Below are 26,774 nucleotides of genomic sequence, written 5' to 3' on the forward strand. Positions count from 1 at the left end.
GAGTGCAGGCCCGACCCACGATGGCACGACGAGCATGACGACCTCCGGGGTGATCGTGGAGGTCGTGCTCGTCGTGGTGGCGGCGGTCCTGCTGCTGCTCGCCCTCGTGGCCCTGCGCCGTCTCCAGCAGCTCCGTCGGGGCGGGGTGGACGTCGCGCTGCGCCGGGCACCGGCAGCGGACGCGACGTCCACCCCACCCACGGCGGCGGAGGACCAGCGCGGCTGGCACTCCGGGATCGCCCGCTACCGCGGCGACCAGTTCCGCTGGTACCGGGTCAGCGGGCTCCGGTCCGGGCCCAACGTGGTCCTCGACCGCTTCGACGTCGAGATCGTCGACCGCCGGGCCCCGCGAGCGACCGAACTGCACCCCCCGGGCGCGACGGTGCTGCGATGTCGCACCTCCGGGGGCACCTACGAGCTCGCGATGAGCGTCGACGTCCTCACCGGGTTCTCGTCCTGGTTGGAGTCGACGCCCCCGGGCCGCTCGACGGGGTACCGGCAGGCGTCCTAGGCCTCCTGGGCCTGGGCCTCGGGGCCGCCCGGCACCCAGAGCACGTCCCCGCCGGGGTTCGCGACCCGGCCGAAGATGAACAGCAGGTCCGAGAGCCGGTTGAGGTAGCGCGCGGGCGCCACGTTGGTCCGGTCCGGATCGGCCTCGAGCACCGCCCACGTGGCGCGTTCCGCCCGGCGCGTGACGACCCGAGCCACGTGCAGGTACGCCGCGCCCGGCGTCCCGCCCGGCAGGATGAACGAGTTGAGCTTGGTCAGCTCCTCGTTGAACTCGTCGCACCATCCCTCGAGTCGCTCCACCTGGGCCTCGGTGACCCGCAGCGGCGGGTACTCCGGGTTCTCCGTGACCGGGGTGGCGAGGTCGGCCCCGACGTCGAACAGGTCGTTCTGGATCTGCTGCAGCGGCCCGACGATCCGTTCCGGCAGGTTCCCGACGGCGAGGGCGACCCCGATGGCCGCGTTGGCCTCCTCGGAGTCGGCGTAGGCGTCGAGCCGGGGATGGGTCTTGGGGACCCGGGAGAAGTCCGACAGACCGGTCGTCCCGTCGTCGCCGGTGCGCGTGTAGATGCGGGTCAGGTGAACGGCCACGGGGTCAGTCTAGGGCGGTCCGGGCGGCTGACCCGGACACGCCGGGCGCCGGCGGGCGGCCGGGGGAGGGGGCCCGAAGCGCGGGCGGTAGCGTCGCCGAGCGTGAATGAGCACTTCGTCGTTCGTTCGGCGGGCCCCCTGGCGGGGACGGTGGACGTCGTCGGCGCCAAGAACAGCGTGCTCAAGCTGATGGCCGCGGCCCTGCTCGCCGAGGGCCGCACGACGATCACCAACTGCCCCCGGATCCTCGACGTGCCCCTGATGGGTGACGTCCTGCGCAGCCTCGGGTGCGAGGTGGCCGTGGACGGGGACGTCGTCGTGATCGACGTGCCCGCCGAGCTGAACCCCGAGGCCGACTACCGCTCGGTGTCGCGGCTGCGCGCGTCGGTGTGCGTGCTGGGCCCCCTGGTGGCGCGCTGTCGGCGTGCCGTGGTGCCGCTGCCCGGCGGCGACGCGATCGGCTCGCGCCCGCTCGACATGCACCAGGCCGGCCTGCGGCTGCTGGGGGCACGCTCCGAGATCTCGCACGGCTGCGTCGTCGCGGAGGCCGACGGGCCCGGCGTCGCGCTGCGGGGTGCGCAGGTCTGGCTGGACTTCCCCTCGGTGGGCGCGACCGAGAACATCCTCATGGCGTCGGTGTTCGCCGAGGGCACCACGGTCATCGACAACGCCGCGCGCGAGCCGGAGATCGTGGACCTGGTCCGCATGCTGCAGGAGATGGGCGCGAAGATCTCCGGCGGCGGGACGTCGACGCTGACCGTGCACGGCGGCGCCGAGCTGACGCCGACCACCCACCGCGTCATCGGCGACCGGATCGTCGGCGCCACCTGGGCGTTCGCCTCGGTGATCACCTCGGGCGACGTCACCGTCCAGGGCGTGGACCCGCACCACCTCGACCTCGTGCTCGACAAGCTCATGCAGGCCGGCGCGACGGTGGAGCCGGTCGGCGAGGGGTTCCGGGTGGTCGGCAGCGGGCGCCCGCGCTCCGTGGACTGGGTGACGCTGCCCTACCCGGGCTTCGCGACCGACCTGCAGCCGATGGCGATCGCGCTCTCCGCGGTCTCCGACGGCACCTCGATGATCACCGAGAACGTCTTCGAGGGCCGCTTCCGGTTCGTCGAGGAGATGGTCCGGCTCGGGGCGGACGCGCGCACCGACGGCCACCACGCGGTGGTCCGCGGGGTCGAGCGGCTCTCGTCGGCGCCGGTGTGGGCCTCGGACATCCGGGCGGGGGCCGGCCTGGTGCTCGCCGGGCTGGTGGCGGACGGCGAGACCGAGGTGTGGGACGTGGCCCACATCGACCGCGGCTATCCGCTGTTCGTCGAGAACCTCACCGCGCTCGGCGGGGACATCCGGCGGGTGAACGCGCCGCCGGTCCGGTAGGTGCGCTTCGCGCTCGTGAGTACTTGTGGTGGCTATAGCCACCACAAGTACTCACGAGGCCCGGAGGGCCACCTTCGCGTCGTCCGCGTCCTGCGGGAACACCAGCAGGTTCCAGCCGCCCTCGTCGTGGGCGATCGTCGCGCGCACCTTCTCGCGGGCCAGGCGTGCGGCCAGCACCTCGGCCGCCTCGCGGGTCGGCACCGTCGCGACCGTCTCGAGCAGGCCCACGTCGCCGTCGTCACCGGGCACCGCGCCCTTGGGACCCGAGCCGAAGGTCCAGCGCAGCAGCCCGGCGAGCAGCATCATCACGGCGAGTGCCGTGAGGATCTCGTCGATGGAGCCGATCATGCGGCCCCTCCGTCCGACTGGTGCGTCCCGTCCGATCAGGCCGAGCATGCGCTCCGGGCCGTCTCCTCCGTCATCGTGACCGATTCCGTGGAGCACAGCATGTGCAGACTTCGGATGACCCGCCGGTAACCTCTCCGGGTCCCCTGCGCGGAGGTATCAGATGCCGTACCCGACCGACGACTCCCGTGACCGCCCCTGGGTCATGCGGACCTACGCCGGCCACTCGTCGGCGAAGGCGTCCAACGAGCTCTACCGGCGCAACCTCGCCAAGGGCCAGACCGGGCTCTCGGTCGCGTTCGACCTGCCGACCCAGACCGGCTACGACCCCGACGACGAGCTCGCCCGCGGCGAGGTCGGCAAGGTCGGCGTCCCGGTCTCGCACATCGGCGACATGCGGGCGCTGTTCGACCAGATTCCGCTCGACGAGGCCAACACCTCGATGACGATCAACGCGACGGCCATGTGGCTGCTCGCGCTCTACGTCACGGTGGCCGACGAGCAGGCGGAAGCCGGCGGTCAGTCCGTCGAGGAGACCCGCGCGAAGCTCTCCGGCACCACGCAGAACGACATCGTCAAGGAATACCTCTCGCGCGGGACGTACGCGTTCCCGCCCGCGCCGAGCGTTCGGCTGATCACCGACATGATCGCGTGGACGGTGTCGAACGTCCCGAAGTGGAACCCGATCAACATCTGCAGCTACCACCTGCAGGAGGCCGGGGCGACGCCGACGCAGGAGGTCGCCTACACGATCTCGACGGCGATCGCGGTCCTCGACGCCGTCCGCGACTCGGGTCAGGTCCCCGAGGAGGACTTCGGCAAGGTCGTCGGGCGCATCTCGTTCTTCGTCAACGCCGGGCTGCACGTCATCGAGGAGATCGCGAAGCTGCGGGCGTTCGCGCAGCTCTGGGACGAGCTCTGCCAGGAGCGCTACGGCGTCACCGACCCGAAGATGCGCCGCTTCCGCTACGGCGTGCAGGTCAACTCGCTGGGCCTGACCGAGGCGCAGCCGGAGAACAACGTCCAGCGCATCGTGCTCGAGATGCTCGCGGTGACGCTGTCCAAGGACGCCCGCGCCCGTGCCGTCCAGCTCCCCGCGTGGAACGAGGCCCTCGGCCTGCCGCGTCCGTGGGACCAGCAGTGGGCGCTGCGCATGCAGCAGGTCCTCGCCTACGAGACCGACCTGCTCGACTACGAGGACATCTTCGAGGGCTCGCACGTCATGGAGGCCAAGACGGCCTCGATCGTCGAGGGCGCCCGGGCCGAGATCGCGAAGGTCGCCGAGATGGGCGGCGCGGTCGCGGCCGTCGACTCCGGCTACATGAAGTCCCAACTCGTCTCCTCGCTCGCGGGGCGGCGGATGCGCCTCGAGTCCGGCGAGGACACCGTCGTCGGGGTCAACAAGTTCACGTCCACCGAGCCCAGCCCCCTGCAGGCCGAGGGCGCCGACGCGATCTTCGTCGCGGACCCGGACGTCGAGGAGCGTGCCCGTGAGGCCGTCGCCGCCTGGCGGGCCGACCGGGACGACCAGGCCGTCAAGCGCGCGCTCGACGCGCTCACCGAGGCCGCCGGCGGCTCCGAGAACCTCATGGACGCGACCCTCGAGTGCGCCAAGGCCGGCGTGACGACGGGGGAATGGGCCGGCGCGCTGCGTGGCGTCTACGGGTCCTACCGCGCGCCGACGGGGGTCACGGCGGCCTCGTCGTCGGCGTCGGCTCCCGGCTCGGAGACCGACGACGGCGAGCCCACCGACCTCGACGCGGTGCGCGAGCGGGTCCGGCGCACGGCCGACGAGCTCGGCGTCTCGGCGCTGCGCATGCTGGTCGGCAAGCCCGGGCTCGACGGGCACTCCAACGGCGCCGAACAGATCGCCGTGCGGGCCCGCGACGCCGGGTTCGAGGTCATCTACCAGGGCATCCGGCTCACCCCGGGCGAGATCGTGGCGGCCGCCGTGCAGGAGGGCGTGCACGTCGTCGGGCTCTCGGTGCTCTCCGGCTCGCACCTCGAGGTGGTGCCGGCGGTCCTCGACGGGCTCGCGCGGGCGGACGCGTCGGACATCCCCGTCGTCGTCGGCGGCATCATCCCGCCGAACGACGCCGAGCAGCTGCAGCGGCTCGGGGTGCAGCGGGTGGTGACGCCGAAGTCGTACTCGCTGACCGGGATCATGGGCGAGTTCGTCGACGTCATCCGCGAGGTGCACGGGCTCGAGCGGGAGGGCGCGCCTGCCTAGGTGCGCTTCGCGCCCGTGAGCACAAATTGACGCTCTGGCATCAATTTCTGCTCACGGGCGCGCAGCGCACCGGCACGCTCGGGATCACGATCACGACGGCGGGTGGCCTGGCCCACGGCGGCGCGCTCATGACCCTGGCGGACTCCATCGGGGCCGTGTGCGCCTACCTGGGGCTGCCGGAGGGCGCGTCGACGGCGACCACGCAGTCGGCGACCAACCTGCTGCGGGGCGTCCGCGAGGGGACGGTCACGGCGACGGCGCGCCCGGTGCACCGGGGCCGCACGCAGGTCGTCGTGCAGACCGATATCACCGACGAGTCCGGCCGGCTGGTCGCGCGCACCACGCAGACGCAGGCGGTTCTTCCCGGGGCCTAGCGGACGAAGGCACCTACGTGGTCGCGGGCCCACTCGCGGAAGGTGCGCGGGGCGGTCGCGATGAGCCGGCGCAGCTCGTCGTCGGGACCGGCGACCCCGGGCTGCAGCGTCGTGGCGCCCTTCGCGACGACGGCGTCGGCGAGCTCCGCGGGCATCCCGTGCTCGGTCATCGCCCGGTGTGCGGCCTCCGGGGAGACCTCGACGTAGCGCAGCGGGCGCCCGAGGACCTCGGCGAGCGCCGCGACCTCGTCGGCGGGCCCGAGCGCCTCAGGCCCGCACAGCGGATAGGCCTGCCCCTCGTGCCCGGGCTGTGTGAGGACGGTCGCCGTCGCGGCGGCGATGTCCCGGGGGTCGATCAGCGAGACGCGGCCGTCGGCGTACGGGTGGAAGACGGTGTCCTGCGCGGCGATGGTCCGGGCCCAGGTCAGCGCGTTGGACATGAAGCCGGTCGGGCGCATGAACGTCGCGGGCACGCCGCCGTCCAGCACGGCGTCCTCGCCGGCCCGGTGCCAGCGGGTGATCGGGTCGTCGATCCGGTGGTCGCCGACGCTGAGGGTGGAGAGCTTCACGATCCGGGCCGCCCCGGCCTTCGCGGCCGCGGTGGCGAGGTTGCGGTCCTGGACCGGGCCGTCGGGTCCGGTGGAGACCAGGAAGACGCGGTCGACGTCGCGGACCGCGTCCGTGAGCGAGTCGGGGTCGTCGAGGTCGCCGGCGACGACCTCGACGTGGGCGGGCAGGGCGGCGGAGTCGGGCCGGCGGGTCATGGCGCGGACGGGCTCACCGGTGGGGGCGAGCGCGTCGATCAGGGCGCGTCCGACGGTGCCGGTCGCTCCGGTCACGAGGATCATCGAGGGAACCTTTCCGAGGAGTGGGTGGCACCCATCCTCGACAGGGCGCGCCTCGATGACGGCTCGCTGCGCGGCGGATCGGCGGATGCCGACATCGGCGCCGGTCAGCCCGGCGGAATCCCGCGCGCCTACTCGTCGTCCTCGCGCGACTCGCCCCGGCGCTTGAGGAACGAGAACCCGGGGATGCCGTCGATCGCGCGCCGCAGGTCCTTGGTGACGTCGAGCAGCTCGTGCAGGTCCGGGCCGACGCGGTCCAGGGTCTCCAGGATCGGCAGGATGTCGGTGGTCATGTGGTGGGCGAGCGCGGGGAGCTCGTCGACCAGCTTGATCGCCGCCTCGATCTCCTCCGGGGCGAGGTCGTCGACGAACTTCTTGGTCAGCGGGGCCGCCTGCTCCAGCATCGGCCGGTAGAGGTCGAGGAGCTCCTGCGCCTCGCGGCTGGTCCGGCCGGCGGAGCTCATCACGTCCTCGGCACCCGACGTGATCCCCCGCGCGGACTCGACGACGGAGGCCGCCCCCGTCGTGATGTCCCGGGCCTCGTCGACGACGGACGCGGCGCCCTTGGTGATGCCCCCGGCCTCGTCGACGACGGTGGACGCGCCGGTCGTGATGCCCCGCGCGGACTCCACGACCTCCGATGCGCCTCGGGTGATGCCCCGCGCGTCGGCGACGACGGCCGTCGCGCCGCCGGTGATCGTCCGGGCCTCGCCGATCACGCCCTCGATCTCGACGACGATGCCGTCCGCCCGGTCCACGAGCCCGTCGACCCGGCCCGCGATGCCGTCGAGGACCCCGAGCAGCCGGGTGGCCTCGCCGAGCAGCGCGTCGACCTGCCCCGGCAGCCGGACGCCCACCTCGAGGGTGGCGGCGGTCCAGCCCAGGACCTCGGAGGGCGTCGGGACGGCGAGCGGACCGAGGCGCACGAGCGGCATGAGGCCCAGTGTTCCGCCTCGGGGCGCGCCACGTGGTGACTATGGACCCTGGCGCGCCTCACCGGCCGGAGAGCATCAGCATCGCGTAGGCCGCGATCGACTGGGCGTCGGTGATCTCGCCCGCGCGCACCATGTCCTCGAACTCCGAGCGGGTCACCCACGCACTGCGCATGTCCGCCTCGGTGTCCTCGCGGTCGGGCTCGCCCGCGGTGAGGTCGGTGGCCAGGAACGCCCGCCCCCGCTGCGAGGACAGGCCCGGCGCGACGTCGAGCAGGCCGAGCGGGAGCCAGCGCCCGGCCTCCAGCCCGGTCTCCTCGCGCAGTTCGCGCGCCGCCAGCGCGCCCGGCTCCATCGCGGCGCGGTCCGGGGCCGTGCCCTGGGGGAACTCCCAGCGGCGCAGGCCGAGCGGGTACCGGAACTGCTCGACCATCATCATCCGCGCCGTCGGCCCCGAGCCGTCCAGCGCGATGACCAGCGCGTAGTGCGGCTTGTCGACGACGCCGTAGAGGCCCTCGCCGCCGTCGGGACGCCGGAAGGTGTCCTCCCGCACCGTCATCCAGGGATTCTCGTACACCGGGCGGCTCGAGAGCGTGTCCACGCGACCGATCATGCCCTCCGGTCGTCAGCACATTCCCGGGCCTGCGGGCCTCCGGTGCGCGGTACGTTCCTCGATGCCAGAGCCGGAGGCGTGCCCGTGTCCCACTCGCGACAGCTCGTGCGCCTCCGCGACCTCGGCGCCCGACCGGTCACCGGACGGGTGGTCGCCGGGGTGCTGCTGGTCGGGCTGGTGGTCGAGGCCGTGCACCAGATCCTGGCCGGCAACGACGCGCCGGATCTGCCGGTCATCGACGACTGGCTGCACGCCGGGCTGATCCTCGCCGCGAGCGCGATCTGCGCCCGGGGCGCGACGCACCGCGTCCCGGGGCCCGGCCGCGCGGCCTGGTGGTGCTTCGCGGCGGCGCTGCTGCTCTTCGCCCTCGCCGAGATCGCCTGGGGCCTGATGTTCTCGCGCGGCGAGCCCGTGCCCGCCCCGAACCCGACCGACGTGCTCTACCTGGCCACCTACCCGCTGTTCATGGCGGGCCTGGTGCTGATGGTGCGCAACCGGGTGCTCGACGTCCCCTGGCACCGCTGGCTCGACGGTTTCGTCGTCGTGCTCATCGTGGCGACCCCCGGGGTGGTGCTGGTGATCGTGCCGGTGCTGCAGAGCGCCCCGATCGATCCGCTCGGCCTCGTCGTCGACGCGGCCTACCCCGTCGGGGACGTGCTGCTGCTCGGTGCCGTGCTCGGCAGCCTGCCCCTGATGTCCTGGCGTCTCGGGGGGAGCTGGCCGTGGGTCGGGGCCGGGCTGCTGTGCCTGACGGTGGCCGACGCCGTCTACAGCGTCACGGCCGCGATCGCGGTGTCCCACGAGGGGCCCTACGACTTCCTCTGGAGCGCGGGCGCCCTCCTGATGGCCGTCGGGGCGACCCGGACGCCCTCGGCGCCGCAGGCGCCGCGGGAGATCACCGGCTGGCGGGCGATCGCGCTCCCGGTCGCCGCGCAGGTGGTCGCCGTCGCCACCCAGATCTACGGGTACGTGCGCGAGCTGCCTCCCGCCGAACGGCTGCTGACGATCGGTGTCCTGCTCGTCGGCATCGCGCAGATCGTCGTCTCCCGCCCGCGGCCGGCCGCGGCACCCAGTACCGAGGACGCCGGTCCGGCGCCGTGATCACACTCCGCCGCCCGGGCGACGCGACCCCTTGCTACGCTGCGGCACGAGCAGGGCGATACCGGTCACCGCGGAACGGGAGCACGGCAGAGCACATGGTTAGCACGATCCTCGCTGAGGTCTTCGCATTCCTGATCATCCTGTTCGTGCTCTACAAGTACGTGCTGCCGCCGCTGAAGGCGATGACCGACAAGCGCGCGCAGGAGATCGAGCAGCAGGTCGAGGACTCCCGCAAGGCCCGCGAGCGCCTGGAGCAGGCCGAGGCCGCCTACCGCGAGGCCGTCGAGAACGCCCAGAACGACGCCGCGCGCATCCGTGACGACGCCCGGGCCGACGCGCAGCGCATCGCCGACGAGATGCGCCAGAAGGCCGAGGAGGAGGTCGAGCGCCTCCGCCGCCGCGGCGAGGAGTCGCTCGAGAACGCCCGCTCCCAGGTCGTGCGCGAGCTCAAGACCGAGCTCGGGGGCCACTCCACCGAGCTCGCCGGCCGCCTCGTGCGCCAGGAGCTGCAGTCCGACCAGGCGAAGAAGGCGTCGGTCGACTCCTTCCTCGACGAGCTGAACCGGTCCGCGTCGCGGAACTGATCCCCGCGTGCGTCTCGTCATCGCCCGCTGCACGGTCGACTACGCGGGCCGCCTGACCGCGCACCTGCCCAGCGCGGTCCGCCTGCTCCTGGTGAAGGCCGACGGCTCGGTCAGCGTCCACGCCGACGACCGGGCCTACAAGCCGCTCAACTGGATGAGCCCGCCGTGCTGGCTCACCGAGGAACCCGGCTCCTGGGTGGTGCGCAACAAGGCCGACGAGACGCTGACGATCTCCCTCGAGGAGATCCAGCACGACTCGCAGCACGACCTCGGCGTCGACCCCGGCCTGGTGAAGGACGGCGTCGAGGCCCACCTGCAGGAGCTGCTCGCCGAGCACGTGCACACGCTGGGGGACGGCTGGAGCCTCGTCCGGCGCGAGTACCCCACCGCGATCGGGCCGGTGGACCTGCTCTGCCGGGACGACGCCGGCGGCTCGGTCGCCGTCGAGATCAAGCGCCGCGGCGAGATCGACGGCGTCGAGCAGCTCACCCGCTACCTCGAACTGCTCAACCGGGACCCGCTGCTGGCCCCGGTCGCGGGCATCTTCGCCGCGCAGCAGATCAAGCCGCAGGCCCGGGTGCTGGCGACCGACCGCGGCATCCGCTGCGTGACGCTCGACTACGACGCGCTGCGCGGCATCGAGTCGGACGAGTTCCGGCTGTTCTAGAGTGCGCCTCCCGCCGATCCGCCGACTGCCGCCTCTCAGGATGGCGAAGCGCCGGGTCCTGCCGGCCGAGGTCGACGGCGAGTGCGTGTTCTGCGCGATCGTCGCCGGCCGGGCGGAGCGCAGCCTCCTGGCCGAGGACGACGACGCCGTCGCGTTCCTCGACGTGCAGCCCGCGGTCACCGGCCACGCGCTCGTGGTGCCGCGCCGCCACGTCGTCGCCCTCACCGACCTGACGGCTGCCGAGGGCTCGGCGGTGTGGGAGCTCGGACGCCGGGTGGCCGCCGCCGCCCGCGCCGCGGGGCTCGCCGAGGGCGTGAACCTCTTCCTCGCCGACGGTGCCGCGGCCGGCCAGGAGGTCTGGCACGTCCACCTCCACGTCCTGCCGCGCACCCCGGGCGACGGCCTGCGGCTCGACGGCGCGTTCCGGCTGATGGAGCGGGACGTCCTCGATGGCGTCGCGACGCGGTTGCGGGCGTCTCTCCCCCTCGCGGAGTAGGTGTACCCGCCGGTAACGTCCAGCCGTATGACGAGCACGGCACCGAAGCCCGCGAGCACCGGCCCGGCGGCCGGGTCGGACACGTTCGACTCCCTCGACCCGCGCGACGGCTCCGTCGTCGCCACCCACCCGCGGCACACCCCGGCGCAGGTCAAGGCCGTCGTCGCGCAGGCCCGCGCCGCCGCGGACTGGTGGGCCGACCTCGGCTTCGACGGCCGCCGGAGCCGGCTCGCGGCCTGGCGGCGGCTGCTCATCTCCCGCACCGACGAGCTGGCCGCCCTCGTCAGCCACGAGACCGGCAAGCCCCTCGACGACGCCCGCATCGAGGTCGTCCTCGTCATCGACCACCTGCACTGGGCGGGCAAGCACGCGAAGGCCGCACTGGGCCGCCGTCGGGCCGAGGCGGGCGCGCTCATGGTCAACCACACCGCGACGATCGAGTACCGGCCGCTCGGCGTCGTCGGCGTGCTCGGGCCCTGGAACTACCCGGTCTTCACCCCGATGGGCTCGATCGTCTACGCGCTCGCCGCCGGCAACGCGATCGTCTTCAAGCCCTCCGAGCTGACCCCGACCGTCGGCCGCTGGCTCGTCGACACCTTCGCCGAGGTGCTGCGCGGCACGGACCCGGGCCGCGACGACGCGGGCCACGTGTTCGGCCTCGTCACCGGCGAGGGCGAGACCGGGGCGGCGCTGTGCCGGGCGGGCGTGGACAAGGTCGCGTTCACCGGTTCGACGGCCACGGCGAAGAAGGTCATGGCGACCTGCGCGGAGTCGCTCACCCCGGTCCTCGTCGAGTGCGGCGGCAAGGACGCCCTGCTCGTGGACCACGACGCGGACCTCGACGACGCCGCGGCCGCCGCGGTGTGGGGCGCGATGTCGAACGCCGGGCAGACCTGCGTCGGAGTGGAGCGCGTCTACGTCGTCGAGTCGGTCGCCGAGGTCTTCCTCGACAAGGTGGCCCAGCGGGCCGCGACGGTGCGCCCGGGCGGCGAGCCCCGCTCGATCTACGGCCCGATCACCATGCCCAGCCAGCTCGGGATCATCTCCGACCAGATCGACGACGCGCTCTCCCGTGGCGGGCGGGCCGTCGTCGGCGGCCGCGAGTCGGTGCACGCCCCGTACGTCGACCCGGTGGTGCTCGCCGACGTCCCCGAGGACTCGATCGCGGTCACCGACGAGACGTTCGGCCCGACCGTCGTCGTCAACCGCGTCCGGGACATCGACGAGGCGGTCGAGCGGGCCAACGCGTCGCGCTACGGGCTCGGCGGGTCGGTCTTCGCGAAGAAGCGTGGCTACGAGATCGCCCGGCGGCTGCGCTGCGGGATGGTCTCGGTCAACGGCGTCATCGCGTTCGCCGCGATGCCCTCGCTGCCCTTCGGCGGGGTCGGGGACTCCGGGTTCGGACGCATCCACGGCCGGGACGGCCTGCGGGAGTTCACCCGGCCGCTGGCGGTCTCCGAGCGGCGGTTCAAGAGCATCAACGTCATGACGTTCGACCGGCCCGGGTGGGTCGTGAAGGCCATGACGGTGCTGGCCGGACTGATCTACCGACGGAACCGGTAAAGCTGCCCGGAGGGCTGCGTCACCGGGCCTGGTCGAGGGGTACGGCCCCTCGCAGGTGCATGACAGGATCGCCCGAACCGGGTCGCCGACGACCCGGGAGTCGACGAAGGGACAGTGAACGTGGCTCGCGAGTTCGCCCGGGTGGGTGTGATCGGTCTGGGCACCATGGGTGCGGGCATCGTCGAGGTGTTCGCCCGCGCGGGCATCGAGGTCGTCGCGGTGGAGGTGGACGAGACCGCGGCCGCCCACGGCAGGGAGCACATCGAGCACTCCACCTCCCGGGCGGTGTCGCGCGGGAAGCTCGCCGAGGACGACCGGGCCGCCCTGCTCGACCGCGTCCGCGTGACCACGAGCCTCGCCGACCTGGCCGACGTCGACCTCGTCGTCGAGGCCGTGCCCGAGCGCCTCGAGCTCAAGGCCGAGGTCTTCGCGGCCCTCGACAAGGTCTGCGGGCCCGACACGATCTTCGCGTCGAACACCTCGTCGCTCTCGATCACCGAGCTGTCGGTGCGCACCGAGCGCCCCAGCCGCGTCGTCGGGATGCACTTCTTCAACCCGGCCCCGGTCCAGGCGCTGGTCGAGCTGGTGCGCACCGTCGTCACCGAGCCCGCCGTCGTCGAGGACGTCCGCGGCCTCGCCGAGCGCCTCGGCAAGTCGCCGGTCGTCTGCGGCGACCGCGCCGGCTTCATCGCGAACCAGCTGCTGTTCACGTACCTCAACCAGGCCGTGGGCATGTTCGAGTCGAACTACGCCGGCCGCGAGGACCTCGACGCCGCGATGAAGTTCGGCTGCGGCTACCCGATGGGCCCGCTGGCCCTCATGGACCTCATCGGTCTCGACACCGCGTACGAGATCCTCGAGGAGATGTACCGGCAGTCGCGCAACCAGCGGCACGCGCCCGCCCCGATCCTCAAGCAGATGATCACGGCGGGTCTGCTCGGCCGGAAGGCCGGCCGCGGCTTCTACACCTACGCCGAGCCGGGCTCCTCCGAGGTCGTGGCCGACGGCCTCACCCCGCCGCCGCCCGGGTCGGACGACGCCACCCTGCGCCCGATCAACCGGGTCGGCGTGGTCGGCACCGGGACCATGGCCACCGGCATCGCCGAGGTCTTCGCCAAGGCCGGGTACGACGTCGTCGTGCGCGGCCGGTCGGAGTCCAAGGGCGACGGCGCCGTCGCCGCCGTGCGCAAGTCGCTGGAGAAGGCCGTCGTCAAGGGCAAGCTCTCCGAGGAGGCCCGGGACGAGACCCTGGGGAAGATCTCGACCACGGTCGACTTCTCCGGTCTGGCGGAGTGCGACCTCGTCGTCGAGGCCATCGCCGAGGACCTCGACGTCAAGCAGGCCGCCTTCTCGGCCCTCGACGAGGTCTGCAAGCCGGGCACGATCCTCGCGACGACCACGTCCTCGCTGCCGGTCGTGGAGTGCGCGGCCTCGACCTCGCGCCCGGCCGACGTCATCGGGATGCACTTCTTCAACCCGGCCGCGGTGATGAAGCTCGTCGAGGTCGTCAGCCCGATCACCACCGCACCCGAGGTCACCGCGACCGTCCGGGACGTCTGCGCGCGGATCAAGAAGAACCCCGTGCTCTGCGGGGACCGCGCGGGCTTCATCGTCAACGCGCTGCTCTTCCCGTACCTCAACGACTCGGTGTCGATGCTCGAGGCGCACTACGCGACGGTCGACGACATCGACTCGGCCATGAAGAACGGCTGCGGCCTGCCCATGGGGCCGTTCGCGCTGCTCGACGTGGTGGGCCTGGACGTGTCGCTGGCGATCGAGCGCTCGCTCTACCAGGAGTTCCGGGTGCCGGGCTTCGCGCCCGCCCCGCTGCTGGAGCACCTGGTCACGGCGGGCCGGCTCGGGCGCAAGACCGGGCACGGGTTCCGGGACTACTCCTAGGTGGCCTTCGGCCTTGTGAGCACTAATTGACGCTATAGCGTCAATTAGTGCTCACGAGCGCGGAGCGCACCTACGCGACATGGCACGACGCAACCGGCGAGCAGCGGGCGGGGAGCCCCGTCCGCTGTTCGGTGGTGCGCTCTCGTACGTCGAGCGCGCCGGTCGGCGGTGGGCGGTGCGCTCGATCAGCGGGTCGGCGGCGGCGAAGACCTACCGCTGCCCGGGCTGCAACCAGGAGATCCGACCCGGGGTGTCCCACGTCGTCGCGTGGCCGGTCGACGGTCCCGACGGCGGCGGTGACGAGCGCCGCCACTGGCACACCGGCTGCTGGCAGCGCTGAATCGCCCTCAGGACGACGTGGTGGCGGCGCTGCGGGGCCCGCGCGGGGCGGGCTGGTCGTACCCGTCGTCGGGGTGGCCGCCGTTCTGGTGGCCGTTGTCGCCGTAGCGCTCGTCGGGCTCCGCGGCGCGCGCCGGGCGTGCCCCGTCGGACGTCTCCTCGGGGAAGGCGTCGAGGCCGGGCAGCTCAGCCAGGGACTCGCGCAGCGTCGCGAGCTGGTTGGTCACGCGGGTGCGCAGCCGGCGGGTCTCGGCGACCTCGTCGTCGGCCTCCTGGCGCCGGCGGCGGGACTCCTCGGCGGCGTCCCGTAGCTGCGTGTCGGCGCGGGAGCGGGCGTCGGCCTCGCTGCGGGCGAGCACGCGCATGGACTCCGTGCGCCGGGAGGCCATCGCGATCTCGAAGTCCTCCTCGATCTGCACCCGCCGCGCCCGGGACTCGTCGTCCAGGTGGCGCCGCTCGGCCTCGGCCTCGGAGCGGATGCGGGCGGCCTCGGCGCGCGCGGTCTCCATCTGCGTGTGGTGCTCGGCCTCCATCTCGGCGCGGCGGCGCTCGTTGTCCTCGACCCCGGAGTCGTACCGGGTGCGGACCTGGGCGGCCGCGGCCTCGGCGGCCTCGTGCGTCTCCTGGGCCTGGCGGTGCGACTCGTCGATCGTGCCGCGGGCCTGCTCGTCGGCCTCGGCGATCGTCCCGCGGGCGTGCTCGTCGGCCTCGGCGATCGTCCGGCGGCCGTGCTCGTCGGCCTCGGCCACCGTGCGGCGCGCGTGCTCGTTCGCCTCCTCGACGGTGCGGCGGGCCCGCTCGTCGGCCTCCTCGCGGGTGCGGCGGGCGGCCTGCTCGGCGCTGGAGCGCATCTCCCGCGCCTCGTCCTGCGCGAGCCGCAGCATCCGCTGCAGGCGCTCGGAGAGGCCCTCCATGGAGTCCGGCGGCGCCGCGAGGCGGTCGATCTGCGCGCGGAGCTCCTCGACGTGGGACCGCGTCCGGTCGAGGGCCCGGGCGAGCTCGGAGGCCTGCGCCACGGCCGCGTCCCGGTCCGCGGTGAGGATGCGCAGATCGGCCTCGACGCGGTCGAGGTGCTCCTCGACCTGGCCGCGGTCGTACCCGCGGCGGACGACGTCGAACCCGGTGCCCAGCGGCAGCAGATCACGCTCTCCCGACGGCATCGGCCCAGGTTACTAGGGCTGTGTGCGACACGGCCACGGACGGGTGACGGACACGCCGACCTCGGGCCGATCGCTCCCGGTCACGTGGTTCGTGAGTCCGATCACCCCCGCCGCCGAGCCCGGCTCACGCCCGCCGTCGGCAACCCCGCAACACACGAACGGCCCGTTCGTCACCGACGACGGTGACGAACGGGCCGTTCGTGACGGGACGGGGTGCGGGGACCTACTCGCCGCGGAAGCGGTTGATGCCCGCGAGGTGCCGCTCGCGCAGCTCGGGGTTGGTGACGCCCAGCCCCTCCTCCGGCGCGAGGCAGAGCACGCCGACCTTGCCCTGGTGGCTGTTGTGGTGGACGTCGTTGGCCGCCTCGCCCGTCTCCTCGAGCGCGTAGGTCTTCGACACTGTGGGGTGGATCTTCCCCTGGGCCACCAGGCGGTTGGCCAGGTAGGCCTCCTTGTAGTTCGCGAAGTGCGACCCGATGATCCGCTTGAGGTTCATCCACAGGTAGCGGTTGTCGTACTGGTGCATGAAGCCCGACGTCGAGGCGCAGGTGACGATCGTGCCGCCGCGCTTCGCGACGTAGACCGACGCGCCGAACGTCTCGCGGCCCGGGTGCTCGAACACGATGTCCGGGTCGTCCCCGCCGGTGAGCTCACGGATCTTCGAGCCGAACCGCTTCCACTCCCGCGGGTCCTGGGTCTCGGGGTCGGACCAGAACTTGTAGCCCTCGGCGGAGCGGTCGATGATCAGCTCGGCGCCCATCTTGCGGCACAGCTCGGCCTTCTCCGGCGAGGACACGACGCAGACCGGGGTGGCGCCGCCGTTGAGCGCGAACTGGGTGGCGTAGGAGCCCAGGCCGCCGGAGGCGCCCCAGATGAGCACGACGTCGCCCTGAGTCATGTTCGCGCCGTTGTGGCTGACCAGCTGGCGGTACGCGGTGGAGTTGACCAGCCCCGGGGAGGCGGCCTCCTCCCAGGTGAGGTGGTCCGGCTTGGGCATGAGCTGGTTGGTCTTGACCAATGCCATGTCGGCCAGGCCGCCGAAGTTGGTCTCGAAGCCCCAGATGCGCTGCTCCGGGTCCATCATCGTGTCGTCGTGGCCGTCGGGGCTCTCCAGCTCCACCGACAGGCAGTGCGCGACGACCTTGTCGCCCGGCTTCCACATCTGGACGCCCGGGCCGACCTTGAGCACGACGCCGGAGAGGTCCGAGCCCACCACGTGGTACGGCAGGTCGTGCCGCTTGGCGAGCTCGGAGATGCGTCCGTAGCGCTTGAGGAAGCCGAACGTCGAGACGGGCTCGAAGATCGAGGTCCAGACGGTGTTGTAGTTGATGGCGCTGGCCATCACGGCCACGATGGCCTCGCCGGCGGCAGGCTCCGGGGTCGGCACCTCGTCGAGGTGCAGCGACTTGCGGGGGTCCTTCTCCTTCGAGGACATCCCGGCGAACATCTCGGCCTCGTCGGCGTGGACCGTGATGCCCCGGTAGGACTCGGGGACGTTCAGGGAGCCGATGCCTCCCAGATCGTCGGCGAGGATGGCGTCGCGGATCTCGTGCACGGTCAAAAGCCTCCGGGGTGTCGGGTCGGCCCTCAGGCTACCGACGAGTAGGTAGTGCGGAGAAGGTGGCTGTGACGGGGGTCAGTGAGCGGTCGCGGCCGGCTGGACCAGCTCGACCAGAACGCCGCCGGCGTCCTTCGGGTGCACGAAGTTCACCCGGGAGTCGGCCGTCCCGCGGCGGGCCTCCTGGTATAGGAGACGGACGCCCTTCTCCCGCAGCGCGCTGGCCGCGGCCTCGACGTCGGTGACCCGGTAGGCCACCTGCTGGAGGCCGGGGCCGTTGCGGTCGATGAACTTCGCGATGGTCGAGGACTCGTTCAGCGGGGCGAGCAGCTGCACCGCCGCCCCGGACGCGTCGTCCGGCGCATGGAGCATCGCCTCGCGGACCCCCTGGTCCTCGTTCGTCTCCGTGTGCGTGGCCTCGAGGCCGAGCGTCTGTGCGTACCACTCGATGGCCGCATCGAGGTCGGGAACGGCGATCCCGACGTGGTCAACGGCCACGATGCCGACGCTCGCGTCCACCAGTGCAGTCATGCTTGGGAATGTAAGCGACTGAATCGAGAAGTACAGCAGGTGACGGCCGCCACCCCGACCTCTCATCGGGTGACCCCCTCCGACCGGGCCGGTGGAGGGGGCGGGGATGCCAGGATCGGCGGAATGGCGGCAGCTGGCTCGGACCTCGACGACCTCGTCACGCGCGCCCGGGACGGGTCCGCCCGCGCCGTCGCGCAGCTGATCTCCCTGGTCGAGGACGGGAGCCCGCGCGTGCGCGACCTCGCGGCCGCGCTCGCCCCCCACACCGGCCACGCGGTCGTCGTCGGGCTCACCGGCTCGCCGGGGGTCGGGAAGTCGACGACGACGTCGGCGCTGGTCTCGGCGCTCCGCGCGGACGACCGGCGGGTGGGCGTGCTCGCCGTCGACCCCAGTTCGCCCTTCTCCGGCGGCGCGCTGCTCGGTGACCGCGTCCGGATGAGCGAGCACGCCACCGACCCCGGCGTGTTCATCCGGTCCATGGCCACCCGCGGGCACCTCGGCGGGCTCGCGGCGGCCGCGCCGCAGGCGTTGCGGGTGCTCGACGCGGCCGGGTGCGACGTCGTGCTGGTGGAGACCGTGGGGGTCGGGCAGTCCGAGGTCGAGGTCGTGGCGCTGGCGGACACCACCGTCGTGCTCCTCGCGCCGGGCATGGGCGACGGCATCCAGGCGGCCAAGGCGGGCGTGCTGGAGATCGCCGACGTCTTCTGCGTCAACAAGGCCGACCGCGAGGGGGCCGACGCCACGGTGCGCGAGCTCCAGAACGCGATGTCCATGGCCCGTCGCGAGAGCGGTCCGGGGTGGCGCACCCCGGTGGTGCGGACGGTCGCGTCGGCGGGGCAGGGCGTCGACGAGCTGATGGCCGCCGTCGACGCACACCGCGCCTGGATGGTGGAGCACGGGCGCGGCGACGAGGGCAGGCGTCGTCGGGCGCGCGCCGAGATCGAGGCGATCGCGCTGGCCGACCTGCGGGCGCAGCTGCGGGCGGTGTCGGGGTCCGCGGCGCTGGACGCGCTCGCCGGGGAGGTCGCCGGGGGCGAGCTGGACCCGTTCGCGGCGGCGGACCGGCTGCGGGAGGCGGCGGTGGACGACGGTTGACTCACCGTGTGTCGTTGACGCGGATGACGACTGGTGAGTGGTTAAAGTCGACCCCAGGTGAGGGGAGTCGACGATGCTGTGCTGGTGGGTGGTCGGGGCGCTGGCGCTCCTGCAGACGGTGGGGCTCGCGGGCCGGGTCCGGGGGCGGCGCTGTCGGCGCGGCGCGCACCGTGGGCGCGACGGCGGGGCGATGCGGGACTGGCCGGGGGACAAGCCGCTGTGAACGGTCGCGGTCGCCCGGACCCGGTCAGAGCGGGCGCAGCCCCTGGAGGGCGTCGGTGAGCCAGGGGATGACGATGGTGATGGTGGGGACGACGACGAGGGCCACCGCGGCGAGGTAGATCCCGACCGACAGCGCGCGCCCGCCCTGCACGTGGGCGCGGATGCGGTCGCGACGCAGCAGGACGTCGTCGTGCTCGGTGCCTTCGCCCCCCCGGGAGGCGAAGGCGTCGAGCGCGCCGGCCATGGCGTCGTCGCCGTGGCGGCGCCGCCCGGCGTCGTCGGCGAGCATCTCGAGCAGCAGTGCCACCGCGTCGCGGGCCTCGCGGCTGCGGGCAACCACCGGGAATGCCTTGTGCAGCGCGGTGAAGCCCTCGCGCACCAGGTCGTGGCGAGCGTCGAGGTGGGCCTGCTCGTGGGCGATGACGGCGCTGAGCTCGTCCGGGCCGAGCGTGTCCAGGGTCGCGCCGGTGACGACGACGCGGCCCTCCCGCCCGACCCGGCCCGGCACGCAGTAGGCGAAGGGCACGGCGCCGTCCAGCACGCGCAGCACGGTCCCGGCCCGCAGCGAGCCGACCGCGTCGTTCTGCTCCGCGCGCGCGAGCAGGTCGACCATGTCGCGGTGGCGGGCGCGGCGCATCCGGGTCCGGACGGCGAGCAGGACGAGCACCCCGAACAGGCGCACCACGATGAGCCCCGCGAGCACCGCGGCGACCCCGACGGCGATGAGCAGCGGGAACCCGGTGCGCTCCCGGGGGTGGGTGAGGACGCGCAGCAGGGCCTCGGGAGCGGCGAGGGCGCTGCCGACAGCGGCGAGCACGGCGGCCGCCGCGACGGCCTGCCAGAGCACGATCGCCGCGCGCGGGACGGCACGCGGCCACCGGGCGCGCGCGAGCAGGGCAGGCACGGGCCCGGCGAGTACGAGGGCCAGCCCCGTCAACCACACCGACGCCATGACAGGTCAGTGTGGCCCGCTGGTGGCCCTTCTCACGACTCGGGTGATCGCGGCATTCCCTGCGGCGGGGTGTCCAGGGCCCGGCGCAGGGCGTCGGCCTCCTCGGGCCCGACGCGGTCGACGAACGCCACGAGGGCGGCGGTGCGGTCCTCGCCGACGTCCCCGAGCGCGTCGATCATGACTTCGGCGGCCATCTGCTCGCGGCTGGAGGCGGCGGCGTAGCGGTACGCCTTCCCGTCGCGCTCCTGCCGGACCAGGCCCTTCTTCGCCAGGCGGCCCAGCACCGTCATCACGGTGGTGTAGGCGAGCTCGCGTTCCAGTCGATCGTGGACGTCCCGCACGGTGAGCGGCCCGTCCGCCGACCACAGCTGTGCCATGACCGCGCGTTCGAGCTCTCCCAGGGCCACGCACGTGAGTGTACCCAGCGACACGGTGTGTCAACGACTCACGTCGTACTACCCTTCGTCGTAGGTACTACGAAACGTCGTAGGAACCTCCCAGCGCGAAGGGAGTCGCGTCGTGACCGCACTGGAGCTCTCACGACTGCAGTTCGCCGTCGTCACCGTCTACCACTATCTGTTCGTCCCCCTGTCGATCTCGCTCTCGGCGCTGACGGCGGGCCTGCAGACGGCGTACTGGCGGACCCGGGACCCGCGCTTCGGGCGGGCCACGATGCTCGTCGGGAAGCTGCTCATGGCGACGTTCGCCGTCGGGGTGGTGACGGGGCTCGTCCAGGAGTTCCAGTTCGGACTCTCGTGGTCGGCGTTCGCGCAGTACTACGGCGACGTGTTCGGGCCGACGCTCGCGATCGAGGGGATGCTCGCGTTCTTCCTCGAGGCGACCTTCCTCGGCCTGTGGTGGTTCGGGCGGGACCGGCTGCGGCCGGCGCTGCACCTGGCGACGATCTGGGTGGTCGCGGTCGGGACGCTGCTCTCGGCGTACGTGATCCTCGCGGCCAACGCGTTCATGCAGCACCCGGTCGGCGTGGCCCTGGACCCGACGACGGGTCGGGCGCGGCTGGGCAGCTTCGGCGCGCTGATGAGCAACGAGGTCGTGCTCGCGGCGTTCCCGCACACCATCGCCGGGGCGTTCATGGCCGGCGGGGCGCTGCTGCTGGCGCTCGGGGTGTGGCGGCGGTGGCCCCGCCGGGTTGTCAGCGATGCGGCATCGCTGACGCTCAACGTCAGTGACGCCGCATCGCTGACATCGGACGAGGCACCCACCTGGCGGCTCCTCGCCCGCGTCGGCGCCTGGACGACGCTGGCCGGGGGCGTCGCCGTCGCCCTCACCGGCGACCTCCTCGGCAAGGTGATGACCGAGGTCCAGCCGATGAAGATGGCCGCGGCCGAGGCGCTGTACGAGACGACCGCCCACGCGCCGTTCTCGCTGTTCGCCGTCCAGTTGCCCGGCCAGGCGCAGCCCTGGTCGATCGACGTCCCCTGGCTGCTGAGCTTCCTGGCCACCGGCGACCCCACGGCCACCGTGCAGGGCATCGACGACCTGCAGGCGCAGTACGCGACGCAGTTCGGCGCCGGCAACTACACGCCCTGGATCCCGGTCGCCTACTGGACGTTCCGTCTGATGATCGGGTTCGGGGTGCTCGCGACCGCGGTCGCGGCCTGGGTCCTCTGGCGCACGCGGCGGGGCCGGGACCTCGAGCCGGCCGGGCGGGGCTGGTTCCCGTTCGCCGACCGGTGGCTGATGCGCCTCCTGCCGGTGATCCCGGCGCTGCCGGCGGCCGCCGCGACGTTCGGCTGGCTGTTCACCGAGACCGCCCGCCAGCCGTGGCTCGTCTTCGGGCTCTTCCGCACCACCGACGGCGTCTCGCCGACGCTGACCCCGATCGAGCTCTGGGCCTCGCTCGCCGGGTTCGCGCTGGTCTACGGGGTGCTCGCGGTCGTCTGGGTGCGCCTCGTGCTGCACGTCTCCCGCGGCGAACTCGCCGACCTGCACCCGGAACCGTCGGACGAGCCCGACCCGGTGCTCGAGCCGAGCTACTGACAGGAGGCCGGTCATGGATCTCGCGATGCTCTGGTTCGCCCTCGTGGTGCTGTGCTGGGTGCTGTTCGCCGTGCTCGAGGGGTTCGACTTCGGCGTCGGGATGCTCGCCGGGATCGTCGGGCGCGACGAGCACGAGCGCGGCGCCGCGGTCCGCACCGTCGGACCCGTCTGGGACGGCAACGAGGTGTGGCTCGTCGCCGCGATCGGCGTGACGTTCGCGGCCTTCCCCGACTGGTACGCGGCCCTGCTCTCCGGGCTCTACCTGCCGTTGGTGATCGTGCTGCTCGCTCTCGCCGCGCGCGGGGTCGCGCTGGAGTTCCGCGGGAAGGTCGACACCGCCCGCTGGCGGCACCGCTGCGACGTCGCGCTCGGCGTCTCGTCGCTGGTGTGCGCGGCCGGGTTCGGCGCGGCCCTCGGGGTGGCGACGACGGGTCTCGCGCTCGGCCCGGGCGGGGCCGTCGCCGGCGCCGGCCCGGCCCGCTCGCTGGCTCCGCTGGCCTCGTGGCCCGCGCTGACCGGCGCCGTGCTCGGGGTGCTCGCCACGCTGCTGCAGGGCGCGGCCTTCCTCGGGCTGCGCACGACGGGTCCGGTGCGTGTCCGGGCCCGCCGGGTCGCGGTCACGACGGCGGGGGTGGCGGCCGTCGTCGTCGGGATCCTGGCCGGGGTGGCGGCGCCGGTGGCGGGGATCGTCGCGGTGCTCGCCCTGGTGGCCGGGATCGCCGGGGTGCGCCGCTGGGAGGCGACGGCGTTCGCGGCGGCCTCGCTGGCGGTGCTCGGCGGGGTGGTCGCCGCGTTCGTCGCCCACGCCCCGGTGGTGCTGCCCTCGACGCTGGACCCGGCCTTGTCGCTGACCATCGCGGGCGCGGCGGCCTCGCCCGAGGCGCTGCAGGTCATCACGATCGGCGCGGTGATCATCCTGCCCGGGGTGCTCGCCTATCAGGCCTTCTCGTACTGGGTGTTCCGGCGCCGGGTGGCGAGCGGGCGCGAGGTGTCGGCGTGACCGGCCCGGTGGATCGTCGCCTGCTCCGCCTCGCGCGCCCGGCGCTGCCCGGGGTGGCGGCGCAGGTCGTGCTGGGCGGCCTCGGCGCGCTCGCGGACGCGACGGCGCTGGTGGCCGCGGGGCTGCTGGTCGCGGCGCTCGTCGGGGGCGGGGCGAGCACGACGACCCCGCTCGTGGCGCTGGCCGCGGCCCTCGTCGTGCGGGCGTTCGTCGCGACGGTGACGCCGCGCGTGGCGGCCGGCACCGCGGGTCGCGTCGTCGAACCGTTGCGCGAGAACCTGCTCGACGCGCGGGACCCGGACGCCGAGCGCCGCGACCCGGGCGGCCGGATGCGCCGCGAGCTGGCGTCGGGCGGGATCGACGACCTGCGCGCCTGGTTCACCGCCTACCTCCCGGCGGTGGTGCTCGCGGTGGTGCTGCCGCCGGTGGTGCTGGTGGCGCTGGTCGTCGTCGACCCGCCGTCGGCGCTCGTCGTCGCCCTGACCCTGCCGCTGCTGCCGGTCTTCGCGGCGCTGGTCGGGTGGGCGACCCGGGCGCGCGCGGCCCGGCAGTGGGCGGCCGGGGAGCGGCTGGCCGGCCACGTGCTCGACGTCGTCACCGGGCTCGCGACGCTGCGGGTGTTCGGGCGCGCCCGTCGTCAGGTCGACGAGGTGGCGCGGCTCGGGGAGGCGCACCGGCGCGCGACCGGCTCGGTGCTGCGCACGGCGTTCCTGTCGACGACCGCGCTGGACCTGGTCGCGACGGTGTCGGTCGGGCTGGTCGCGGTGTCGGCCGGGCTGCGGGTGGTGGACGGGTCGCTGGGGCTCGGGCCCGCGCTCGTCGCGATCCTGCTGGCGCCGGAGGCCTTCCGACCCATCCGTGAGGTGGGCGCGCGGTTCCACGACACGGCCAAGGCCGGCGTGGCCGCCGCCCATGTGAACGGATTCGGTCGCTCCGACGACCACATTCGTTCACATGGCGCTCGCGCCTCGAACCTGCGCGTCCGCTACCCCGGGCGGCGCGCCGATGCGCTGCGCCTGGACCGCCTCGACGTCGCGCCCGGCGAGCTGGTCGCGCTCGCCGGCGAGTCCGGTGCGGGCAAGACCACGCTGCTGCGGGTCCTCTCCGGCGCCGTCCGCGCCGACGCGGGCACCGCCGTCGTCGGGGACCCGCTGTTCCTGCTCCCGCAGCGCCCGACGCTGCCGCACGCCCGGACCGTGGGCGAGGCCCTCGGCGACGTCCCCCGCGTCAGGATGCTCGCCGTCCTGGGTGCGCTCGACCTGCCGCTCGACCCGGACGACCCCCTCGCCGACGAGGGCACCTCGCTCTCCGCGGGCCAGCGCGAACGGCTGGCGCTGGCCCGGGTGCTGCTCGCTCTCGAAGCCACCCCGCACGCCACCGTGCTCCTCGACGAGCCGACCGCCCACCTCGATCCCGCCATCGAGGCCCGGGTCCTCGACCTCCTGCGGGCCGCGGCCGGGCGGGGCGCCGCGGTCCTGCTCGTGGCGCACCGGCCGGCCGCGCTGGCCGCCGCGGACCGGGTGGTCACGCTCGAGCGCCCACCCGCCGAGGCGGCCGCGGGGCACGCCCGAGCGCCGCGGGATCGGCAGGGTTCGGAGCCGGCGCCGCACAGGGCGGAACGCCGGGGGACGACGGCCGCCGGGGTCGCCCTGGGTGCCGCGGCGGTGCTGGCCGGGCTGCTGCTCACCGCGGCGTCGACGTGGTTGATCGTGCGCGCCGACGCCCGCCCGCCGGTGCTCACGCTGTCGATCGCGGTCGTGCTCGTGCGCGCCGCGGCGGTGCTGCGTCCGCTGCTGCGCCACCTCGAACGGCTCGTGGTGCACGACGGCGCGCTCGCCCGGGTCGCGGGCTGGCGCCGCGCCCTGGTGGCCGTGCTCGTCGACCGGGTCCCCGGCGCGGTCGCGGGCCGGCGCGGCGAGCTGCTCGCGCGGGCGGTCGAGGACGTCGACACTCGGCTCGACGGCCTGGTCCGCGGGCGGCAGCCGCTGCTGGTGGCCGCGGTCGTCGTGCCGGTCGTGCTGGTGGTCGCGTGGGCGGCGGTCCCGACGACGGTGCCCGCGCTCGCCCTGGGGCTCGGGGTCGCGGCGGTGGTGGTCCCCGCGGTCGCCGCGCTCGGCGCACGTCGTGACGGGCGGGCGCTCGACGCGGCGGGGGAGCGGCTGCGCGCCGCGGTCGTCGAGACGGTGGCCGCGCGCGAGGAGCTCGCCGCCCGCGACCGCGACGAGGTGCTCGCCGTCCCGCGGGCCCGCGCCGCCGCGCTCGACGCCGCCCGTCGTCGGGCCGCCGGCCGGGAGGGCCGGCTCGACGGCGCCGCCCACCTGGGCCTCGCCGTCGCGACCCTCGGGGCCGCGCTCGCGGCGATCGGCCTGGGTCCCACGGCCCCGCCCGAGCTCGTCGGGATCGTCGTGCTGCTGCCGACGGCGCTGGCCGGGACGGTGCTCGCGCTGCCGGGTGCCGCGCGGGCGGCGGTGCGGGGCGCGCAGGCGCGGCAGCGGATCACCGCGCTCGGGGCGACGCCCGTCCCCGCCGTCGAACCGGCCCGCCCGCGCGCGCTGCCCGCAGCCAGTGACCTGCGGATCCGGGGGCTGACGGCCGGCTGGGCGGACACCACCGCGCTGCGCGGGGTCGACCTCGACCTGCCGGCCGGGGCACGCGTCGCGGTGACGGGGGCGTCCGGGTCGGGCAAGTCGACGCTCGCGGCGGTGCTGCTGCGCCTGCTGGACCCGACGGCGGGCACCGTCATCCTCGGCGGGGTGCCGCTGGACGAGCTGGCCGGCGACGACGTCCGCCGCCGCGTCGGCCTGCTCGGCGACGCCGACCACGTCTTCACCGCGAGCGTCCGCGCGAACCTGCTGCTCGCCGCACCCGACGCCGACGACGACCGGCTGCTCGCCGCGCTGCGCCGGGTCCGGCTGGGCGGCTGGGTCGACGGGCTCGAGGAGGGGCTGGACACCGTCGTCGGCCCGGACAGCATCTCCGGGGGTGAGCGGCGCCGGCTGGCCGCGGCACGCGTCGTGCTCGCTGCCCCGGCCGTCGTCGTGCTCGACGAGCCCACCGAGGGCCTCGACACCGAGACCGCCGAGGCGCTGATGGCCGACCTGCTCGACACCCCCGCGACGGTGCTGCTGCTGACCCACCGGCCCGAGGGGCTGGACCGGATGGACTCGGTGCTCGAGCTCGCCGACGGTCGGCTGTTCTCGCCCGCACGAGGGGAACCCTCGGTCGCTCTAGCGGGCTGAGGGTTCCCCTCGGGCGGGGAGTTCGGCCGGTTCCGTCAGGTGAAGTCGCCCGCGGCCTGCCGGACCTTCGCGAGCAGCGCCGTCAGCGACGTCACCTCGTCCTCGGAGAGCCCGACGAGCCCGAACCCGATCTCCATCACGGACCCGGTCGCCTCCTCGCCGCGGCGCCGGCCCGCCTCGGTGATCTCGACGAGGGTGGTGCGCTTGTCGGTCGGGTGCGGCTGCCGGCGGACCAGCTCGGCGCCCTCGAGGCGGTCGACGATGTTGGTGATCGACGTCGGGTGCAGCTGGAGCCGCTGGCCCATGAGGCTCATCGGCAGCGCGCCCGTCTTGGAGAAGCGCAGCAGCACGAGCGCCTCGTAGCGGGCGAAGGTCAGCTCGTGGGGGCGCAGGGCCGCGTCGACGGCCTGCTGGAGGATCTGCTGGACCCGGAACACGCCGGTCACGGCGGCCATCGGGGCCGACTCGCCGATCCGCCTCGACCAGATCTGTGCGGCCCGCTCGATCGGGTCGAACGGCAGGGGATCGGACGTGGCCATCAGGGGCG

Annotated in this window: 27 protein-coding genes; 16 read left to right on the forward strand and 11 right to left on the reverse strand. The window is 73.9% G+C overall.

Features of this window, described 5'->3' with window-relative positions:
• Positions 1-34: 34 nt before the first annotated feature.
• Positions 35-511, forward strand: coding sequence for a DUF2550 domain-containing protein (locus tag LQ327_RS26610; protein ID WP_230738841.1), 477 nt, complete (start codon positions 35-37; stop codon positions 509-511).
• Here the strand turns inward: LQ327_RS26610 and LQ327_RS26615 are convergent.
• On the reverse strand, positions 508-1,098 hold the full coding sequence (locus LQ327_RS26615) for a cob(I)yrinic acid a,c-diamide adenosyltransferase (protein ID WP_230738842.1): 591 nt from the start codon (positions 1,096-1,098) through the stop codon (positions 508-510). The two genes, LQ327_RS26610 and LQ327_RS26615, sit on opposite strands and share 4 nt — an antisense overlap.
• A 102-nt stretch (positions 1,099-1,200) precedes the next feature.
• Here LQ327_RS26615 and murA point away from each other — a divergent pair, with 102 nt between their 5' ends.
• Entirely contained in the window at positions 1,201-2,481 is a 1,281-nt protein-coding gene (gene murA, locus LQ327_RS26620) for a UDP-N-acetylglucosamine 1-carboxyvinyltransferase (protein ID WP_230738843.1), read from the forward strand.
• A 51-nt stretch (positions 2,482-2,532) separates the two neighbouring features.
• Here murA and LQ327_RS26625 read toward each other — a convergent pair whose 3' ends face one another.
• A complete protein-coding gene (locus LQ327_RS26625; protein ID WP_230738844.1) occupies positions 2,533-2,829 on the reverse strand; it encodes a hypothetical protein in 297 nt (98 codons plus the stop codon).
• Between the two features lie 160 nt (positions 2,830-2,989).
• On the opposite strand from LQ327_RS26625, the gene LQ327_RS26630 reads away from it, so the two are divergent.
• Positions 2,990-5,056, forward strand: coding sequence for an ethylmalonyl-CoA mutase (locus tag LQ327_RS26630; protein ID WP_230738845.1), 2,067 nt, complete (start codon positions 2,990-2,992; stop codon positions 5,054-5,056).
• 26 nt (positions 5,057-5,082) lie between these two features.
• Positions 5,083-5,430 carry a PaaI family thioesterase gene (locus LQ327_RS26635; RefSeq protein ID WP_230738846.1) on the forward strand — a complete coding sequence of 116 codons (348 nt, stop codon included), beginning with the start codon at positions 5,083-5,085 and terminating at the stop codon, positions 5,428-5,430.
• Here the strand turns inward: LQ327_RS26635 and LQ327_RS26640 are convergent.
• From LQ327_RS26640 to LQ327_RS26650, 3 genes are all read right to left on the reverse strand, one after another.
• Entirely contained in the window at positions 5,427-6,278 is an 852-nt protein-coding gene (locus LQ327_RS26640; protein WP_230738847.1) for an NmrA family NAD(P)-binding protein, read from the reverse strand. The two genes, LQ327_RS26635 and LQ327_RS26640, sit on opposite strands and share 4 nt — an antisense overlap.
• Before the next feature lie 128 nt (positions 6,279-6,406).
• Complete coding sequence (locus tag LQ327_RS26645; protein ID WP_230738848.1) at positions 6,407-7,210, reverse strand: hypothetical protein; 804 nt, start codon at positions 7,208-7,210, stop codon at positions 6,407-6,409.
• Positions 7,211-7,268: 58 nt separating this feature from the next.
• The gene (locus LQ327_RS26650) at positions 7,269-7,808 is read right to left on the reverse strand and encodes an NUDIX domain-containing protein (protein WP_230738849.1); all 540 of its coding nucleotides are present in this window, start codon (positions 7,806-7,808) and stop codon (positions 7,269-7,271) included.
• Between the two features lie 96 nt (positions 7,809-7,904).
• On the opposite strand from LQ327_RS26650, the gene LQ327_RS26655 reads away from it, so the two are divergent.
• The 7 genes from LQ327_RS26655 to LQ327_RS26685 all read left to right on the forward strand — a co-directional run bounded on the left by LQ327_RS26655 (position 7,905) and on the right by LQ327_RS26685 (position 14,470).
• Positions 7,905-8,921 (forward strand): hypothetical protein, encoded by a 1,017-nt coding sequence (locus LQ327_RS26655; RefSeq protein WP_230738850.1) that lies wholly within the window; start codon positions 7,905-7,907, stop codon positions 8,919-8,921.
• Between the two features lie 95 nt (positions 8,922-9,016).
• The gene (gene atpF / locus LQ327_RS26660) at positions 9,017-9,505 is read left to right on the forward strand and encodes a F0F1 ATP synthase subunit B (protein WP_230738851.1); all 489 of its coding nucleotides are present in this window, start codon (positions 9,017-9,019) and stop codon (positions 9,503-9,505) included.
• A gap of 7 nt (positions 9,506-9,512) precedes the next feature.
• Positions 9,513-10,172, forward strand: a complete 660-nt coding sequence (gene nucS / locus LQ327_RS26665; protein ID WP_230738852.1) for an endonuclease NucS — start codon at positions 9,513-9,515, stop codon at positions 10,170-10,172.
• A gap of 40 nt (positions 10,173-10,212) precedes the next feature.
• Positions 10,213-10,668 carry an HIT family protein gene (locus LQ327_RS26670; RefSeq protein ID WP_230738853.1) on the forward strand — a complete coding sequence of 152 codons (456 nt, stop codon included), beginning with the start codon at positions 10,213-10,215 and terminating at the stop codon, positions 10,666-10,668.
• Positions 10,669-10,695: 27 nt separating this feature from the next.
• Positions 10,696-12,231 (forward strand): aldehyde dehydrogenase family protein, encoded by a 1,536-nt coding sequence (locus LQ327_RS26675; protein ID WP_230738854.1) that lies wholly within the window; start codon positions 10,696-10,698, stop codon positions 12,229-12,231.
• A gap of 120 nt (positions 12,232-12,351) precedes the next feature.
• Positions 12,352-14,130: a 3-hydroxyacyl-CoA dehydrogenase family protein gene (locus LQ327_RS26680; protein WP_230738855.1), complete on the forward strand. Its 1,779-nt coding sequence runs from the start codon at positions 12,352-12,354 to the stop codon at positions 14,128-14,130.
• Between the two features lie 79 nt (positions 14,131-14,209).
• Entirely contained in the window at positions 14,210-14,470 is a 261-nt protein-coding gene (locus LQ327_RS26685) for an Rv1322 family protein (protein ID WP_230738856.1), read from the forward strand.
• A gap of 7 nt (positions 14,471-14,477) precedes the next feature.
• On the opposite strand, the gene LQ327_RS26690 is transcribed toward LQ327_RS26685, so the two are convergent.
• The 3 genes from LQ327_RS26690 to mce all read right to left on the reverse strand — a co-directional run bounded on the left by LQ327_RS26690 (position 14,478) and on the right by mce (position 17,718).
• Complete coding sequence (locus LQ327_RS26690; protein ID WP_230738857.1) at positions 14,478-15,629, reverse strand: DivIVA domain-containing protein; 1,152 nt, start codon at positions 15,627-15,629, stop codon at positions 14,478-14,480.
• 223 nt (positions 15,630-15,852) lie between these two features.
• Positions 15,853-17,184, reverse strand: a complete 1,332-nt coding sequence (gene ccrA, locus LQ327_RS26695; RefSeq protein WP_230738858.1) for a crotonyl-CoA carboxylase/reductase — start codon at positions 17,182-17,184, stop codon at positions 15,853-15,855.
• Between the two features lie 81 nt (positions 17,185-17,265).
• Complete coding sequence (gene mce / locus LQ327_RS26700; protein ID WP_230738859.1) at positions 17,266-17,718, reverse strand: methylmalonyl-CoA epimerase; 453 nt, start codon at positions 17,716-17,718, stop codon at positions 17,266-17,268.
• Positions 17,719-17,841: 123 nt separating this feature from the next.
• On the opposite strand from mce, the gene meaB reads away from it, so the two are divergent.
• Both meaB and LQ327_RS26710 read left to right on the forward strand, forming a co-directional pair.
• Complete coding sequence (meaB, locus tag LQ327_RS26705; RefSeq protein WP_230738860.1) at positions 17,842-18,813, forward strand: methylmalonyl Co-A mutase-associated GTPase MeaB; 972 nt, start codon at positions 17,842-17,844, stop codon at positions 18,811-18,813.
• Between the two features lie 73 nt (positions 18,814-18,886).
• Positions 18,887-19,036 carry a hypothetical protein gene (locus LQ327_RS26710; RefSeq protein WP_230738861.1) on the forward strand — a complete coding sequence of 50 codons (150 nt, stop codon included), beginning with the start codon at positions 18,887-18,889 and terminating at the stop codon, positions 19,034-19,036.
• A 24-nt stretch (positions 19,037-19,060) separates the two neighbouring features.
• On the opposite strand, the gene LQ327_RS26715 is transcribed toward LQ327_RS26710, so the two are convergent.
• Entirely contained in the window at positions 19,061-19,987 is a 927-nt protein-coding gene (locus LQ327_RS26715; protein ID WP_230738862.1) for a M56 family metallopeptidase, read from the reverse strand.
• Between the two features lie 32 nt (positions 19,988-20,019).
• Positions 20,020-20,394 (reverse strand): BlaI/MecI/CopY family transcriptional regulator, encoded by a 375-nt coding sequence (locus tag LQ327_RS26720; protein ID WP_308286384.1) that lies wholly within the window; start codon positions 20,392-20,394, stop codon positions 20,020-20,022.
• A 112-nt stretch (positions 20,395-20,506) separates the two neighbouring features.
• Here LQ327_RS26720 and LQ327_RS26725 point away from each other — a divergent pair, with 112 nt between their 5' ends.
• Genes LQ327_RS26725 through cydC form a run of 3 tightly spaced genes read left to right on the forward strand, consistent with a single transcriptional unit; the run spans position 20,507 to position 26,227 of the window.
• Positions 20,507-21,988 carry a cytochrome ubiquinol oxidase subunit I gene (locus LQ327_RS26725; RefSeq protein ID WP_230738863.1) on the forward strand — a complete coding sequence of 494 codons (1,482 nt, stop codon included), beginning with the start codon at positions 20,507-20,509 and terminating at the stop codon, positions 21,986-21,988.
• Between the two features lie 13 nt (positions 21,989-22,001).
• The gene (gene cydB, locus LQ327_RS26730) at positions 22,002-22,988 is read left to right on the forward strand and encodes a cytochrome d ubiquinol oxidase subunit II (RefSeq protein ID WP_230738864.1); all 987 of its coding nucleotides are present in this window, start codon (positions 22,002-22,004) and stop codon (positions 22,986-22,988) included.
• Positions 22,985-26,227, forward strand: a complete 3,243-nt coding sequence (gene cydC / locus LQ327_RS26735) for a thiol reductant ABC exporter subunit CydC (RefSeq protein ID WP_230738865.1) — start codon at positions 22,985-22,987, stop codon at positions 26,225-26,227. Before cydB ends, cydC begins: the two co-directional genes overlap by 4 nt.
• A 35-nt stretch (positions 26,228-26,262) precedes the next feature.
• On the opposite strand, the gene LQ327_RS26740 is transcribed toward cydC, so the two are convergent.
• Positions 26,263-26,766, reverse strand: a complete 504-nt coding sequence (locus LQ327_RS26740) for a MarR family winged helix-turn-helix transcriptional regulator (RefSeq protein WP_230738866.1) — start codon at positions 26,764-26,766, stop codon at positions 26,263-26,265.
• Positions 26,767-26,774 lie beyond the last annotated feature (8 nt).

This window comes from Actinomycetospora endophytica (genome assembly GCF_021026375.1).
Taxonomy (GTDB): Bacteria; Actinomycetota; Actinomycetes; order Mycobacteriales; family Pseudonocardiaceae; genus Actinomycetospora; species Actinomycetospora endophytica.